The organism is Flavobacterium kochi (assembly GCF_048286715.1).
GTDB lineage: Bacteria > Bacteroidota > Bacteroidia > Flavobacteriales > Flavobacteriaceae > Flavobacterium.
Genome location: NZ_JBLVPW010000007.1, coordinates 73,900 through 91,510 on the forward strand (window position 1 = coordinate 73,900; position 17,611 = coordinate 91,510).

10 protein-coding genes are annotated in these 17,611 nt (G+C 36.0%); all 10 read right to left on the bottom strand.

The annotated features are described in order from the left end of the window. Positions 1-17: 17 nt before the first annotated feature. The 10 genes from ACNQGH_RS08090 to ACNQGH_RS08135 all read right to left on the bottom strand — a co-directional run bounded on the left by ACNQGH_RS08090 (position 18) and on the right by ACNQGH_RS08135 (position 17,585). Positions 18-1,853 carry a metallophosphoesterase family protein gene (locus ACNQGH_RS08090; RefSeq protein WP_417955473.1) on the bottom strand — a complete coding sequence of 612 codons (1,836 nt, stop codon included), beginning with the start codon at positions 1,851-1,853 and terminating at the stop codon, positions 18-20. Positions 1,854-1,868: 15 nt separating this feature from the next. Continuing rightward, positions 1,869-2,939 (bottom strand): phosphatidylinositol-specific phospholipase C1-like protein, encoded by a 1,071-nt coding sequence (locus ACNQGH_RS08095; protein ID WP_417955474.1) that lies wholly within the window; start codon positions 2,937-2,939, stop codon positions 1,869-1,871. Positions 2,940-3,027: 88 nt separating this feature from the next. Continuing rightward, positions 3,028-4,614, bottom strand: coding sequence for a glycoside hydrolase family 28 protein (locus ACNQGH_RS08100; protein ID WP_417955475.1), 1,587 nt, complete (start codon positions 4,612-4,614; stop codon positions 3,028-3,030). 28 nt (positions 4,615-4,642) lie between these two features. Next, entirely contained in the window at positions 4,643-5,311 is a 669-nt protein-coding gene (locus tag ACNQGH_RS08105; protein WP_417955476.1) for a DUF4861 family protein, read from the bottom strand. A gap of 264 nt (positions 5,312-5,575) precedes the next feature. Next, entirely contained in the window at positions 5,576-7,369 is a 1,794-nt protein-coding gene (locus ACNQGH_RS08110; protein ID WP_417955477.1) for a hypothetical protein, read from the bottom strand. Between the two features lie 28 nt (positions 7,370-7,397). Then, positions 7,398-7,964 (bottom strand): hypothetical protein, encoded by a 567-nt coding sequence (locus ACNQGH_RS08115; protein WP_417955478.1) that lies wholly within the window; start codon positions 7,962-7,964, stop codon positions 7,398-7,400. 7 nt (positions 7,965-7,971) lie between these two features. Next, a complete protein-coding gene (locus ACNQGH_RS08120) occupies positions 7,972-10,248 on the bottom strand; it encodes a GH92 family glycosyl hydrolase (protein ID WP_417955479.1) in 2,277 nt (758 codons plus the stop codon). 73 nt (positions 10,249-10,321) lie between these two features. Next, complete coding sequence (locus ACNQGH_RS08125) at positions 10,322-12,634, bottom strand: GH92 family glycosyl hydrolase (RefSeq protein ID WP_417955480.1); 2,313 nt, start codon at positions 12,632-12,634, stop codon at positions 10,322-10,324. Between the two features lie 310 nt (positions 12,635-12,944). Next, complete coding sequence (locus tag ACNQGH_RS08130) at positions 12,945-14,558, bottom strand: RagB/SusD family nutrient uptake outer membrane protein (RefSeq protein ID WP_417955481.1); 1,614 nt, start codon at positions 14,556-14,558, stop codon at positions 12,945-12,947. Between the two features lie 18 nt (positions 14,559-14,576). Continuing rightward, on the bottom strand, positions 14,577-17,585 hold the full coding sequence (locus tag ACNQGH_RS08135; RefSeq protein WP_417955482.1) for a SusC/RagA family TonB-linked outer membrane protein: 3,009 nt from the start codon (positions 17,583-17,585) through the stop codon (positions 14,577-14,579). Positions 17,586-17,611: the final 26 nt, after the last annotated feature.

The following is a 17,611-nucleotide window of genomic DNA, read 5'->3' on the forward strand; positions in this document are numbered from 1 at the left end:
GTCAATCATACCTCTGTTTAAGGATTTATTCGGTCTATCTTATTGGTATTCAGGTTTATTTTAAAATGATTTGAAGGCTGGCCTTTAGTCATTTTTCGAAATATTTTTGACCATAAAACCAACTTCTCATCACTCGATTTTTCCAATTGATTGCATACCATTTGATATTGTTTTAATCTCTTCAGACCTATATCCGGAATCGCCAATTCGTCGGCATTTCTTAATCTGTAAAAATCGAATAGCATATCAAAACCTGTCCAAGCTTCAAATTCATCAATAGTTACATCATTAGATACTAATTGTTTATCAATCGCTACCCTATCATCATTTATCAGCAATAAATCTTTACCGGAAAGTTTTAAGATAGATGCCGAAAATTCCACCGGAAAATCTTCTGGCAAAAGTCGAAGTCGTACTAATTCTTTTAAATGCCACTGTGTGAAATCTTTATATGTTTTAGCTTTAAGGATATCTTTATCCCAAATCTTAGGACTCATTATATTTTGTAAATACGCATACTCCTGTTCATAAAAAGGAAACAAACTATTAAAATTCGGAACTGAATTAACCACTACCGTTTCTACCTCAACGGCTGAAGCAGAATGAATAGTAAGTATCTTATAGGCCGGCATATACGCTGCTAGTGACGGTGTTTGAATATTGAACAGTGTATTGCCTTTTTCTGTGGTTCTGACACCGGTATCATTAATGTGCATGTGTCCTCCAAAATGAATTTGAATACCCGCATCGGCAAATGTTTGAGCTACCTCTTCACTGGGAACTCTTTGCAATTGCATTTTATCGGAACCTAAAAGAAGTTTTAATTCCGGTGATGCATCATCGTTAAAATCAACCATAGGATAGTGGCTAAAGGCAATCAATATTTTTCCTTTTTGTTTGGCTTCGACAGAAACCTTTTTCACCCAATCAATTAAATGACTTTTATAAGAAAGCACATTATTATAACCTATACTGGCTCCTGAAAAATCTTCAGGATTATCTAACAATCCCGATAACTTTTCTTTGGGAACATACGCATTTGCATCTATAGCCAAAAGCCAGACTCCTTTTATGGGTTCAACCAGATAACTGGCATCCGGAAGTGACAAATTGGTATTTTTAATGGCATACGTTCTTTTTTCCAGTATGGATTCTTTCAAAGCTTCATCAAAATTATACCCTTCATAACTATAGTTTGAAAAAGGTGTTTCCCAATACAGGTAGGCTTCTTTTGGAAAAAAACCAAAATCGGACATTTCGCTCAACATCTCTTTGTAACCCCAGTTTTTTATATCGGATGTAATAATGGGTTCTAATTGATTGTCGCGCAGGGGCAAGTTAGTTTTAGAACTGCTAATAATTTGTTCTTTTCCGCCCTTACCCAAAAAATCCGTTTTAGCAGCTTCTTGAGAAAAGGGCTTTACAACGTCATGATTTCCAGTTGTTACGAAGAATGACATACCGTATTTTTTTGAGTACTCGTTAAGTATTTTTTCCAATCCCCTAACATGTATAGGTTGCCCGTCATCGCTAAAATCACCGGGAAGCACTACCTGCTTAATTCCTCTTTTCGAAATATCCTCTAATGCTTGTAAAAATGCAAAATAGTTCTCATTGAAAATTCTGGTAGATTGCAATTGCGAACTCATGGTTCTAATATTGGCATATTCTCCCGTAACCGGGTTTTTAATCCCCTGGTAATTACTGTCTTGAAATTTACCAAAAATATCATTCAAGTGTACATCAGCGACAAAAGCGATGCGTACCTCTTTTATAACTGGTTTTTGTACCGTTTTACAGCAAGCCAGTAGTACTAAAAGCGCTATATATAAAAACTTTTTTTTAAATCTCATGGAAGTGAGGATTAATTATCTTTTTATTCTTTCAAATGTGTTGCCTTCAAAAGAAATCTTGAAATTAGATTTAAATAGTGTGGATGGCAGGTAATAATCAGTTGAGATGATTTGTGCTCCAGATGCTTTGGCTTTTTCAAACGGAGTGTAATCATTAGTTCGCGCTTCCTTAGTCTCTGAATCTGCTCTGGTACGAACCATATACCCTTTAGCCACTAATGCTTTGATATACACAAAATCTTTAATCGGGTCGTTTAGGATTCGAAATGCCGCCTCGGGATTTCCCTCTTTACTGTTTACAAATAAAACACGATTTTTTAACGAGACATGATTTTCCAAATACCGGTTGATTTTATCTTCTTTTTCATCTAATACAAAAAGGAAACGTCCTTTCACCTCTTCCAATGCGGGCCAGCCTTTTTTTAGAACGGCTTCCTCCAAAGTTTTAAATTTTCCTCTTACTAAATCGGGTGTAATTAATTGGTTAGGGGAAAATATACTTTTGATTTCTACATCAATACGATCTAAAGCATCTGCTGTAAATGGTAATGGTTGGAGTAAATTCATGATGACCTGATCTTTTGCATTAATCAAAATAAAAATTGGTGTGTGATCCGGATTTTTATCGGACCATTTTTTTAAAGCAAATAAAGCGTCTTTAAACAGCAGGTAATGACTTCTAAAATCTATATCCTGAATGTGAAACATTTTTAAGCCTGGTTCATTAAGCTTTTGTTCTTTATCAAAACTCAGAGGCTCTTTTCCCATGTTCTTGACAATATCTAATCCTTTTGGGTTAGAAAAATGCCCGCCATTGGGGTCATAAAAGACATCCAGCTCCAAATTTCGCAAACCAAAATTCAATTGATCTACTAATGGTATATGTTTGTATTGCAATGCTTTTGCTCTTGAAGAATCCTGTTTATACAAATAATTAAATAAAGGTTGTTCAATCTCCATTTTGTAGGAGTTATGACTGCCGATAACCTGGATATCATTAAGATGTATCACCTCATTTTTCCAGCTGCAGATCAATACGCATAAAAAGAATAGCACAGGACTAAATTCCCGAATGTTTAAATTCATTACAATTATTTTTATTGGTAGAACCGCTCTAAAGTTATCTTCTGATGAAGCACTTGTATCACTATTAATTTCAGAATTAAATTAAGCACTATTTATTTTTAATTTCTATTTTTTGCTGCAGTAATTCGTCATCTAAAGATGAGGAGACTACGGCTTTGAAGACGAGCTGTTTTTGCTTTTCTTTAGGAAGTTCAATTCCTTTCATTGCCAGGTTCTTAACATCATCAAACACAAATGCGGGTCTAAAGTCGGTAGCATCAAGTGTTAATTTAATGTTTTTCATACTTATTCCATTAACATGTCTAACATAAAAACCGTAGGCTGGCAATTCTCCAAACATAGAAAATTCCGGATACTCCTGAGCGGCTTCCGGTACCTGATTCAATCGACTTAACGGAATATAAGCAATTCCTTTTGAAGCTCTTCCCGGATAATTTATTACAATATTTTCCAGTACTACATTTTCAATAGCATAACCTTCCATACCCACTATTGAAGAAGGAAACGGGTTATGGAAAAAATCCACCTCCGGTCCTCTTAAATCATAATTGCTGTCCGGACGACCAAATGGCACTTGCACTTTTATGTTCTTTATACTCACATTTTTTATACTTCCCGGTTTATCGCCACTTCGCTGTCCTAAGCGTATAAAAATGGCATTCCCGGTATTTACGGCATTTATGTTTGAAACATCAATATTTTCAATAAAACCACCATCAACAGACTCTATGGCAATTGCGGATCGAAAAGTATCATAAACCTTAATATCTTTTATGATAACATTTTTAAATCCTCCAAAGGAAGCTGTTCCAAATTTTATCGCACTAGCACTAGATCTAATGGTACAATTGGCAATATAAACAGCATCATTATAATATCCGGGATAGTACGATTTTAAACAAATACCATCATCAGCAGCGTTAATATCGCAATTGACAACCTTAACATTTTTACAATCTGTGATATCTATTCCGTCGTTGTTCCAATAAGATCGATTCACAATGGTAAGATTATCCAGAATAAGATTTGTGCATAATTCAAAAGACAATCCCCAACAGGAGGCCTCACCTACTTTCAACCCTTCGGCTAAAACAGTATCACATTGAGAAAAGCGAAACAATTTGGGCCTCATGGTTTCATTAGGCCTGTTTCTGTGGAAGCTATACTTCGGATCTATTGAAACACCCGCATGATGAAGACTGTCTATATTCAAAGCCAGCTTTAAGCCCTGACCATCAATCGTTCCTTTTCCCTCAAGCGTAATGTTATATGCTTTATGGGCTAAAATTAAAGCCATCTGGGAATTGTCATCATTTTTTGGCGAAATGGGTCTTCCTTCAAAAGCCATATTCATGTAATCTTTAGGATTTGTACTTCCCAACAACACCGATCCTTCTTGAAAATATAAGGTTACATTACTTTTTAATATAATACTACCCGACAAAAAGATCCCTTTGGGGAAAACCACACGACCTCCTTTATTTTTAAAAGCGGCATCAATTGCTTTTTGAATAGCTATCGTATTGAGCGTTTTTCCATCTGCTTTTGAACCATATTCTGTAATTAAAAATTCCTTTTGAGATTGGGTTGTTTTTTGCGCTTTGCATTTAAAACCAAATAAAAAAAGACTCCCCAATAAGGCTGTAAAAAAAAGTTTAAGTTTTATTTTTGACATTTTATTTTTTTAATTACGGATAGTCATGCTATTTTATGTAAGCTTCTAATTTATCCAAAGTGTTTAGTTCTTGTTCTCTTGCACTTGCAGATATGATTTTTGTTTGTAAATTTTTAGTTGGTTTCGATATTAACAGATACTGTGTTCCATCATCGGTATTTTTTACATAATCTTTTGGATTGTACATTATTGCGGCTCCAATTCCCACAACTTCTGCCGCTACATCTTCAGGATGTTTTCCCCATACAGCGATATAATTAGTTCCTTTTTTAGTTTCGAAATCTTTAAAATAATTTACCCCTGTAACAAATTGTACTTTTTCTCCACCCAAACTAATAGCTTCTACTTTAGCTTCTCTTTTTTCTGAGAATACCGTAACACGAACTAAAATATCTACTTTTTTTCCTCTATAAGGAACTCCTCTGGAAATCATTTCCATGTATGATGTTTTATCTGTTTTTCCTACGCGGGCCAAACGATTTGATACTGGATTCAACGGAACTACTTTTTCTCCGTCCCAAAGGCGTACACCTCCCAAACCTACAGTAGCTCCAACTTTATAATAATCAGCTCCCCATCCTTCTTTTTGTTGCTCCGGAGTTGGATACCAGTGCGCTTTTTTCAACTCTAAACCTGGTTTTGCTTTAGAATAAACATCGATAGCCGCTTTATCGCTAAAATAGATTCGCAATGCCATCCACTCGTTTTCGACTGCAGGCCCGTGATGTCCAATTGTCTGGTATAAATCCCCTGATTCTGAACCTATGTCGGTCAGGTAACTTATTTTTTTCGGCTTTCATATACAAACTTGTGTCTGTGTTATTTTGTCCAAAACAAATACAACAAAACAGCAAAGCAGTCATAAATGATAATTTCATAATTTCAATTATTTATAGATTAAATTTAATTATCGTAAAATTAAAATAACCTTTCAAAAATGCACGAAGAGTTACCTGATTTATCAAGAAATCGTCATTTTGTGATAAAAAGGCGTAAATCCTGTAATGTAAACATGCTCGCCATTGGTTCGCAGACTACCCTGGTGATACGTATATTCTTCACTATCCAGATTTTCTATGTTAAGATGTTCACACTTTCCCGGGCCAAATTGTATAATATCTGCTCCCAAGGAAAGTTCTCCTAATCCGGATTTAAGGAAACAATTCTTTTTTTCATCCAGTATTGCTCCGGTAATATTGCTCCCTTGCTTAAAACACATTTCGATTGTCACTTCAACATTTGGAGGGCCATCCACTTTAAAATCCAAACTCAGCATTCCATTATTTTCTGTGATTTCAATCACCGTAATTTGTTTTTTTACGTTGCTTTTTTTCCGCGAATCAAAGTCCATTTTATTCCAAAATCTTCCATCTGATGATTCAGATAATTTATAATCACCATCAGCTTTGCGAAATTCTTCGGTCAGAGGCTGGTAATAATCCGCTTCTTTGGTCTCCTTTAAGACGTATTTATTTCCTTCTTTCACAATACCATCACTGCTAAAATATCCCATTCTAAAAAATGAAGTAGACAGGCGCATGTATTTTAATATTGCATCCCCTTTTCGATACATTAAAAAATTGGGGTTTGAAGATCTTCCTGAAACAATCATTACCGGTTTGTCATTACCGCCAAATAGTGTTACAGAAGTTTTTCCGCGTCTAATTCTTGCCAGATTTGAAATTGCAAAAAACTTCTCAAAATCATTTACAACCTTGCCTTCAACTGGAATTTGTTTCCGAAGCTCATCGTTTTCCATAAAAAAAGCTAACGAATCCGATAGAATATCACTGGTAAAATCCGGAAGATTTTCAATTGTATTCACCATATAAGCAAACATTCGATTATTGGTACGGATTGCCATATATCGGTACTGCAAATAAAATTTGGTGACTTTTAAATTCATAAACTGATCCTGTCTTTTAGAATCCAGTGTCACCAAATCACCATTTGGTTCTGTATAATAAAAATAAGTCGTTAAGTTTTTATGAACAATATCTAATAACTGCGGCCTGTTTAATAATCTGGCCATCGTAATTAATGCTTTATCAATAACCGCAGAGTAAATTCCGCTTCGTTCTGAATAATGTCCATCTTCATTGATATAAATACCTTCTGCAAGCCATTCATCAATTCTTCGAACATATCTGGCATCGGGATAAAGAGAATTAATATTTGCTAAAGCAGCACAAATAACCCATCTGTGATTTGGAGTATGAACACCTCCTGTAACCATAGCTTCTCCCGCATTCAGAATAAACTTTTTCAATTTCGCTCTCAACAGTGCCAAATCACTTTGTTTATTACTTTTTAATAGAGCAGCTGCCGGACAAATGTATTCTAAAATAAAGGCGGTGTCTGGTGGTGATTGCCTGTTTCCTCCCGCATCTAGTGTACCGTCACTATATTGCTCCTTCAACAAAACATCTATCTCCTGATTCAGTTTTTCAGCCAAAAGTTTGGACTTATAATATTCAGACCCCGAATTGGATATGGAAGCAGTCATCGTTGTTATGGCACCTGCGACACCACGAAAACTACTGAGTTTGATAGTTGGATTAAGCGGCACGCTGTTCAATATACTTTTAACTTTGGTATCATTGTTCAAAATGAGCTTTTTCATTAATTCAACATCCTCTTTCGCAGTGTTGTTGCATGAAAACAGATGATTTGCAAAAACGACATCACTAACTAAAGCTCCCGCTAATGTCAGGCCTGATAATCTAATAAATTCTCCACGGCTGATTTGTTTCATAGTATTTTTTTCCTATTTAACTAATAAATTACTTATCAACTATTTTCACTAAGATGAAATTTATCCCTAATGGGTTTTTAGTTATTTTACAAATTAAAGGAAAATCCGGATTTTTTATTATCCACATTTCGGTTTCATCAATCTGTGCGATGACGTGCGAAGTGCCTATTAATTTTCCGTCTATTACAACACTGTTTTTATCTGCATTTTCATCTAAAACATAAGTTGTATTGTTATATATGAATTTATTTTTTTTTAGTAAATCCTGATAGGCCGACTGCGAAATCATAAAAAAAGTCTCTGTTGGCTTTAAGTTCAAAACGGGTGCGTATTCTCCCTGATTAAAACTTAATGCATTACCATTTTTTAATGCTTCCGGCATAATTACAATACTGCTTTTTACACCTCTTGTATTCAAATCTAAAGCCAGTTTATCATTATCTACTTTGGTGGTCAATGTTAAAGTTCTTGTTTGACCGTGTAACTTACATATATAATGTAATTCTGTATTGTTCTTTATTAATGGAACGTAGTTTTGTGCTATTCCTATCTGATGTATTGCAAACAAAAGAAGGATTAAAATTATATTTTTCATCTTTTGCTTATTTTGTTGGTGGTAAAATAGTAGTTCCCCATGCTGACGGTTGGGAATCCATTTCTAAAATTAATTCGCCTCCCTTAACGATAGCTTCGTGTAAAATCCATGCCTGGTTATAAGGTTTTCCATTTAATAATGCTGATTTTATGTACTTCTTTTTATCACTTAAATTTTTAGCCGTAATCTTAAAACTTTTACCATCCTCTAACTGCAAAGTTGTTCCTTTAATTAAAGGCGTATTCAATAAATAATAAGGCTGACCTGCATTGGGATAAAGTCCCATCATATGAAACGCTAACCAAGAAGACATCGCTCCCGAATCGTCATTCCCCGGCAAACCTTCATGAGAGGTATTAAAATTATTTTTAATGATTGCGCTAATTCTGTCGCTACTTAAATACGGTTTCCCTATCCAATGATACAAGCAAGGGGTTAAAAAAGACGGTTCGTTTGCTACATTATACAATTTAGTGTCAAAAAACGTATCCAATCTGTTTTTAAAAGCCACTGCACCACCCGATTTACGGATAATTTCAGGCACATCATGAGGAATACTTAAAGAATATTCCCAAGAATTTCCTTCGTAAAAAAACACACACCAATGACAAACATACCAAGGGGATTCAATGATAACCGGAGTATACCTAAAGGTTGGTTTTTGAATTTTTGATTCCCCAAAAACAACATCATCTAACCAATTACCTGATGCGTCTTTGGGCATAATAAATCCTGTAGCACCATTATTCAAATAATCTGTACGCCATAAATGCTGCCAATTATCGGCTTGTTTTATGTACTTGTCATAAATATCCAAATGATTCAATCCTTTAGCAACCGTTGCAATATTATAATCGTTATACGAATAATCAATGGTTCTGTTTCCTGCTCTATCTATACCATACGATACATAGCCTAATTGTAAATAATCGGTTAATCCACCTCTGCCCTCTTTTTCCTCATTTCCTCCTGGCGGCACTGTAGCATCTTTAATCATGGCATTTAAAGCCAATTCATAATCGATTCCTTGTAACTGTTTCACAAAAGCATCTGCAATTACAACTGCTGCATTGGAACCACCTTGAGTACGCCCGTTATCATTTCCACTTCTGCCTTCCGGCAAATAACCTTCACGCTTGTATATATTTAATAAAGCGTTAACAATTTCAACTTCACGCTTAGAATCAATTAGCGTAATCAAAGGACTGGAACTTCTAAAAGTATCCCAAATACAATAAAAATCGTCATAATAAGGCTCATCATTGGTCCATAAAGGATTCTCCCCTGTTCTGTTTACCGGCATCAGCATGGTATGATACAAGCCGGTGTAAAACATTTTTTTATACGCTTCAGAGGTATCAGGTGAAAGTTTAATACGGGTTAATAACTGCTCCCATTTATTTTCCAAATCTGATAGAACGGTATTAAAATTCCAATGCGGAATTTCTTCCTGAATATTGTTTTTTGCTTTTAATTCACTTAAAAATGAGATTCCAATTTTTACATTTAGTTCTTGTTTTCCCTCTTTGCCAAAAGAAAGTAAAGCTGCTGTTTTTTTTCCGGAATCAAATTGAGCGGATTGATTTGCATATAACCGTCCCTCTTTCCATGTTACATATTTAGCAATTGGCTGATCAAAAGTAGCCCAAAAATAAACGGTGTAGGCACCACCATTATTCCAACCTCCTCTAATTCTGCTATACCCCCTGACTTCAGTATCTGAAACGATTTCTATTTGAGAGCCTACAAATTGTTGCGCCTCTCTTGCATTAGGCTCCTCTTGTTCTCCTAAAAAAAAACCGGGGTCAATCTTCAAATCTTTAGTGTGGTTTTTAAGGTACGTAATACGATAAAAAGAAACTTTTTCTCCTGTTGTAATTTCTGTCTTTATCTGATTTTCTTTAAAAACAGTCTCATAATACCCCAACCTTACCTGTTCTTCTTCTCTAAATGAGGATTGGTCTAATTTATCCAAAGCTCCCGAAAATGGCATGATTTGGATATTCCCATATTTAGGACCACCCCCTGTTCCACTAACATGAACCTGACTGAATCCTGTTACTACTTTTGGTAAGGGCAACCACCCGCTGTTAGGGTTTGCGGTGCAATCCGGACTTGGTTTTACCATTCCGTAGGGGCACGAAGGACCGATAAAAACTCTCCCGTCACCTCCAGATCCAATCATCGGATCCACCTGATTAACAAGCTGATTTTGAGCAATAACTACACTATTAAAAAATAACGATATCGCTAAAAAAAATATAAATTTACTCTTTAATTCCATGGCCTTCTTTTAATGCTTTTTGTTGGTATTATTTTAGTGCTGGTAGCTGTAAATCTTTAAATTCCTAAAAATATTACTGCTTTGGCGTATCAGCCATTTCTAAAATTAATTCTCCACCCTTAGTAATTTCACTATGAGAAATACTAAACCTTTTTAGCGGTGTCCCATTCCATTTTATTTTATTTATATAAATGTTTTCTGTACTATTATGAAGTGCTTTTATTACAAATTTTTTACCGGAATAATAATCTGAATTCAATTGTATGGATACCTTATTAAATATAGGGCTCCCTATTTGGTATTCAGGATTTTTCTCTGTTCCTCCATTCATTTGAAATAAACCGATCTTAAGCAGTACATTCAGGCTCCCCATTAAACCCTGGTCTTCATCTCCATTATAACCTGTGTTTGGAGCTAATCCGCTAAAGGTTTCTTTTACTACATTCCTTGTCCAATACTGCGTTAAATCAGGTCTTCCCAACAGATTGAAAATAAAGCAGGTTTGTATAGAGGGTTGATTCCCAAAATTTATTGGAATGCGGCTCAACTCCGGATGCAATTCAGCATCATGAGAAGTGCCGGAAGTGAATTTTAACTTTTGAGCCGTTTCAAACTGACCGTTTAATTTTTCCACCGCTTTTTCTTTTCCACCAATCAAAGCAACCAAACCCTCAATATCATGCGGTACAAACCAGGTCGATTGTGCGCTATTAGATTCTATAAACCCATTTTCATATTGATAGGGATCAAAATTTTCGAGCCATTTCCCTTCAACATTTTTAGGACGCATCCATCCTACCGTTTTGTCAAAAACATTTTTATAGTTTTTAGACCTGGCTAAAAAATACTGGTAATCGGCTTCATGATTTAATTTCTTGGCCAATTGTGCCAAAGTCCAATCTTGATAAGCATATTCCATTGTTTGACTGGCACCATCCTGATGTCCTCCAAATTCACCTTCAGGAAGCGGATAGGGAACATACCCTTTTTCTAAATAATATTGTAGTCCTCCGCCACTGTTTGTATTATGTTCATAACCCGCTTTTCCCATAATACCATTAAGCATATGGTTTTTCTTAAGTGCTATATAAATGGATTCTAAATCTTCTTTTACCAGTCCTTTTTGAATCGCACTTACAATAAATGGTGTCGATGATGCCCCGGTCATAACAAAGGTGTAATTACCTCCCGAAGGTCCACGGGGAATCATCCCACCATCTTTGTAATATTGCATTAATGAATGTACAAATTCTTCCATAATTTCAGGATAGACCAGCCCCCAAAGGGTATTAATGGTCCATTGGGCGCCCCAAAACGCATCCGAATTGTAATGATTGAATTTTGGTTTCCCGTTTTCATTCAGCGGCAATTGTCCAATCCTAAACTTTTCTCCCGTATTATCAGGATAGGCACCATTAGCATCATTAATAATTCTTCGTCCTTGCAGGGCATGCCAAAGGTCTGTATAAAATCTTCTTTGATCTGTTTCTGTTCCTCCATCCACTTTAATTCTACCCAACAAATTATTCCATTCGTTTTTTGATTCTGTAATTACACGGTCAAAATCCCAATGGGGTAATTCTTGCTTAATATTACTACTGGCATTTTCAACCGAAGTATAAGAAATACCAACTTTCATCAATACTTTTTTATCTAATTTATTTAGATTAACCAAATAATTACCCGTAGGAGTATCCTTTTCTATTGAAGTAATTGGCACATTAAGAGTAATTTTAAAAAATACGGTTACTGGTTTTGGACGTCTAAAATTTGGACTCATTACCAAGGAACCGGAAAGCTCATAGTCATTATTCTTTTCTAGTGTTCCATTCGTATTCTCACAAGGACCTAAGATGGTATTGAGATTGAAAAGGATGGATTTTTGTGCGTTGTCCGGAAACGTATATCTATGAAACCCTACTCTTTTTGTACTGGTCAATTCCGAGGTTATTTGATACCTGTCAAGTAGTACAGAGTGGTACCCTGGGGTTATTTTTTCTGTTTTATGACTGAATTTAGAATAAAAATCTGTAAAAATATTTTTTTTATTTGCTTCAGAAATTGTCACAGGCATTACGGAAAGACCAGACATTTGCCATTCGTGAATATGACTAAAGCCTTTTACTGTATCTGTATTGTATTTATATCCGCCTCCCCAATCACCATTAATTCCTGTATCAGGTATTACATTCACCATTCCGAATGGACGGCTTGCGGATGAAAAGAAAAACCACCGTGAATTTTCCGTATCAAGCAAAGGATATACTTTATCTGCCAATTGTTCTTTTTCAACAAAAGCTGTTTTTTCGGTTTTACACGATACTAAAGCAATAAGAAAAAAACTTATTCCTATAGTCCCGATTTTAAAAATTCTATTCCGTTTCATTTATTCTATATATATTGATAGCGCTACACCTTTTGGCCCCGTTGATTTTGTACACGATTAAGCATTCTAAAGGGAGCTGTTACGCAGGATCTATTTTGAATTGTTTTCTTTACCCTGTTCGTTATCCTAAACTAATTGTTGCGAACGTAGCAGTAGCTACTACAGGATTTACAAAATCATGTATGTTTTTGAATGGATTCGAAGAAAAAGCGTAATCCTTTTTATAAAAAAGGAGAAGAAATTTTACTCTTCCTCTCCTTTTTACAAAACTTGAATTTATTGGCAATTTGCTTTACAATTATTTTTTGGTCTAATACCCCTCATTTTGGATTAAAGCGGGATTTAAAACCCTGGCATTAGTTGGAATCGGAAAAACACGACGGTACGTATTCCCATTGGTTTTGAATCCCCATTTCCCTTCATATTTACCAAATCGAATCATATCGTTTCTATGCCATCCTTCATGTGCCAGTTCACGACATCTTTCTTTATAGATATCATCTAATGTTACAGCAGTCCATGCAGCTGAAGTAGAACGATTCGAACGAATCATGTTCACCAATAAAAGTGGCGTCTGTCCCAGCGTTGCATTCCCTCCGCGAAGGATTGCTTCGGCTTTCATCAAAAGAACATCTGAATAACGTAAAAAAGGTACATCATTATTCTGATTGCGGCTTGTTGAAGTAGCATCAGGATAAAATTTAATATTTCTGTAACCCATATTCCAGGCAATTTCATCATTTCCGCAGTCGAACAAGGCCGGATTCTGACGAAGGACAATGTCAGGTGTTAAATTTACCTGATAGGTATAGGCAGCACCGCCATCTGTTCCTGTATAGAACTGATCATATCCTTTTTTTGTTGTAGTAACAGTTACGGGAGTAATTCCGTCTTTCAAAAATTGCAAACCAGTCAACCATTGACCGTTACGAATATCATTGGAATCATTGAAATTGGCATAAAATTCCGGTAGGGTACTTCTGGGTGCACTAGGAGTATAAGGAAGACCAAACCTTGCTCGTAAAGAACGGGGAACATCATAACGTGCATGATACATTTGACCATTGTAACCTACAGTGACAGCGGAAGGGTCATACGGCACAGCAAAAATGAATTCTTTCATTTGTGGACCATTATTTGGATAAAACATCTGAAGGTATGAACTTCTTGGTTCAACAGCATACAATCCCGAACCAATCACTTCATCACAAGCGGCAACACAATCATTGTAGCGCTGTGTACCTGTATATTGCTCAGCATTCAAATACATTTTTGCAAGCAAGGCATTCGCCGTTTGTTTATTTGGTCTGCCGTATGTTGTGATGCCGGATGCCGGATTTAAATTAGGTATTGCTTTCTTCAATTCTCTTTCGATAAAATTGAAAACCTCTTTTCTGTCCGATTTAGCATGAGAAGTAAAATCTCCATAAACGGTATCCAGAGGCACACTTCCATAATTATCCATCAGGATGAAATAAGAGATGGCTCGCATGGTTTTTAATTCTGAGATCATCGTTGATTTCTCAGCACCTACCGGCATGGTTTGATCCAAAATTGAAATGGCCTGATTGCTTGTTCCGATCACTTTTGACGACCAGTCCCAAAGACCTGATACCCAACCATTATCTGGTGTCCAATCATGGTAATGTAACATTCTATAGTTCTGATTATCATACCAGTTACCTCCTCTGGCAGGCATAATAGCTTCATCTGTACTTAGGGTCTGTGTAAACCACCATGCAAAAGAAAATTCACCACGGAAGGCAGTATATACAGGACCTGCTGCCTGTATAAACTGTGTTGAATTTTGAGGAAATACATCAGGCGTCAGTTGCGTTGTAATGGGCACATCAATATTTTCACAGGACCATAATAGACCAACAACAAGTATTGGCAGTCCTAAATAATTAAGTATTTTTTTCATAATATTTACAATTAATTCTTAGAATATCACATTAAAACCAAATAAGACGGTTCTAGTTTTTGGATAAAAGTTATTTGAATCTACACCTGGAGCAGTTCCTCCTTGTTCTACTTCCGGATCAATACCACTATACTTGGTAATAACAAACAGATTATTTACCGTACTGTAGACCCTTAATTTTTTAATGAATTTATTCATATTTTTAAAATTATAGCCTAACGTTGCATTGTCCAATCGGATGTAGCTGCCATCTTCTATAAAACGGGAGGAATACTTGTACGCATTAAGATCGTTTGGTGATTCATCTGCGGCATCAACCAGAATATTGGAGGTCATTGCTGTACTCGGTCTGAATAAATCAGCACGGGTGGCATTGAAAATTTTATTACCAAATACCCCACGAATGAAAATATTCAAATCAAGATTTTTGTACTCAAAAGTATTGGCCCAACCCAATAATAATTTAGGCTGTGCACTTCCTGCATAATGGTAATCAACACCAATAGCCGGAGTGGTTGTTAAACTTCCATTTTTGGCAACATACTGAGAAACACCATTCGCATCTTTTCCTGCATATTGCAGTGTAAAGAATTGTCCAAGAGGTTTGCCTTCTTTAAAAATCTGCAAAGTACTACCGGTCTGTCCGCCACCTTCAGGTGATACTCTTCGGATTGAATCTCCACCTATAAAAAATGGATTTGTCAATTTGGTAATCTCGTTTTTGTTGTGCGCTAAATTCAAATTAGTTGACCAGCTAAAATCTTTGGACTTAATCGGAGTGGCCCCCAAACTAACTTCAATTCCACGGTTAGACATACTACCTCCATTGGCTACAATGGTTCCTACCGGTACAAGTACCGGATTTACAGCATAGTTGAAAATCATATCGGTGGTTTTTTTGTCGTATACCTCCACAGAACCTGTTATCTTTCCTTTTAATATCGAAAAATCAAGACCCAAATTGGCAGTAGCTGTTTTTTCCCATTTCAAATCAGGATTAGCTGCCTGATTCGGTCCGTAAGCTCCAGTTTGTTGTCCATTATAATAGAATGTCCCAAGACTTCCTGAAATAAACTGAGCAGTATACGCATTGAATCCGGAAGAGTTACCAGTAACTCCATAACTCGCACGAAGTTTTAAATCGCTAAAAAGCTTTTGGTTTTGCATGAAACCTTCTTTTTCTATTCTCCAGGCACCCCCTACAGAAGGAAAATACCCCCACTGATTATTGGTTCCAAATACAGAACCACCATCTCTTCTGATTGTTCCCTGTAAAAGATACGTATCCTTATAATTATAGTTTAAACGTCCAAATTCAGAAATCAAACGTGTTTTCTGGTACGCTCTACTATCTCCAAAATTCACTGTGTAACCTGAAACTGAGCTATAGTTACTTAAGGCAAGATTGTTATAGCTCACATTATCTACCGGGAAATTAGTGGTTGTGGCCTGAAATCCATCTCCAAAAACATTTTCCTGCCATGAATAACCAATAACAGCCTTGATTTTGTGTTCTCCAAAAGTCTTATCCCAATTCAAATAGCTTTCAATAATATTATTTGTGTTTTGATAGGAATTTCTTAATGCCGATCCGTTGACACCAAAATTCACTAAGGAGTGAACCTGAGGCGGATCTGGGTTATTGTAGAAATTAGCACTGTTGTATTTTTGATAATAACTGTCATAAAATTCACCATGCAATGAAATTAATTTTTGATGCGCAATATTTAAGTTATAGGTAAGTCCAAAAGGAAGTTTCACTTCAGTGGTAAAATTACCAATCAGGTTAGTGGTCTTCGTATCATCATCTCCATGATTGATTAGGGCAACAGGGTTAAAATAACCTGTACTGATGAAATTTTCAAAATAAGATCCATCTGCATTTCTAACCGGAGAAACCGGAAGGTGATTCACCGACTGTAAAAGCACTGTGTTACGTTGGGCTACATTATTATAGGTACTGTTGGAATTGGTTACATTCAAACCGAATTTAACTTTATCATCAAAAGCATATTGCTCGACAGATAAGTGCGCAATGATACGTGAAAATTTACTGCTCAAAATCACTCCATCTTTTTTTATAGATGTTATACTTGCAGAATAATTACCATGTTCGCCACCGCCACTTAATGACAAGTTATGACTGCTTGAAAGCGCTCCCGATCTAAGGATTTCTTCTTGCCAATTCGTATTTGCCCCTTTATCATTTTCAGGAGTAAAATTTAAATTGTTTTTAGTTGTGAATGCTCTCAACTGGGCGGCATCCATCATGTCAAGCTGGTTTGAAACATTCTCGAAACCAAAGTAACTGTTGTAACTAATTTGAGTTTTTTCTTTGCTTCCTCTTTTAGTAGTTACCATAATAACACCATTGGCAGCACGGTTACCATAAATAGCAGTCGCAGCTGCATCTTTTAGGATATCAATCGTAGCAATGTCATCAGGTGAAATAACCGAAATATCAACACCCGGAATACCATCCACCACATAAAATGGTCCTTGAGAACTATTTAATGTTGACACACCACGTAAAACTACTGAAGCACTTCTGGTAGGATCACCACTTGCAGAAATATTTAGTCCCGCTACTTTACCTTGTAACAGTTGTCCAAGATCACTGATGGCTCCTTTATTCAATTCCTCAGCTTTCACCGAAGTAACAGAAGTAGTCAGATTTTTACGAGATCCTTTTCCATAGCCAACTACTACCACTTGCTCTAAACCAGTAGCATTGGCAACTAATTTAATGGTATAGTTCGTTTTTGACCCGTCTAATTTAACCCGTTGGTCCGCAAACCCCACATAAGAAATTACCAACGTAGTATTTTTGTTTAAAACAGTTATTTTGAATTTCCCGTCAAAATCTGTGACAACAACGTTCGTTGTACCACTTACCTGCACATTCGCTCCCGATAATGGTACATTTTGCTCATCTAAAACCACACCCGAAACTTGAGTTGTCTGAGCCCACGAATTAATTGAGAAGCCTATAAAAAAGGCTAATAATAAAAGCTTAAGTTTTTCCATATTCTATTAGTTTGTTTAATTAGTTA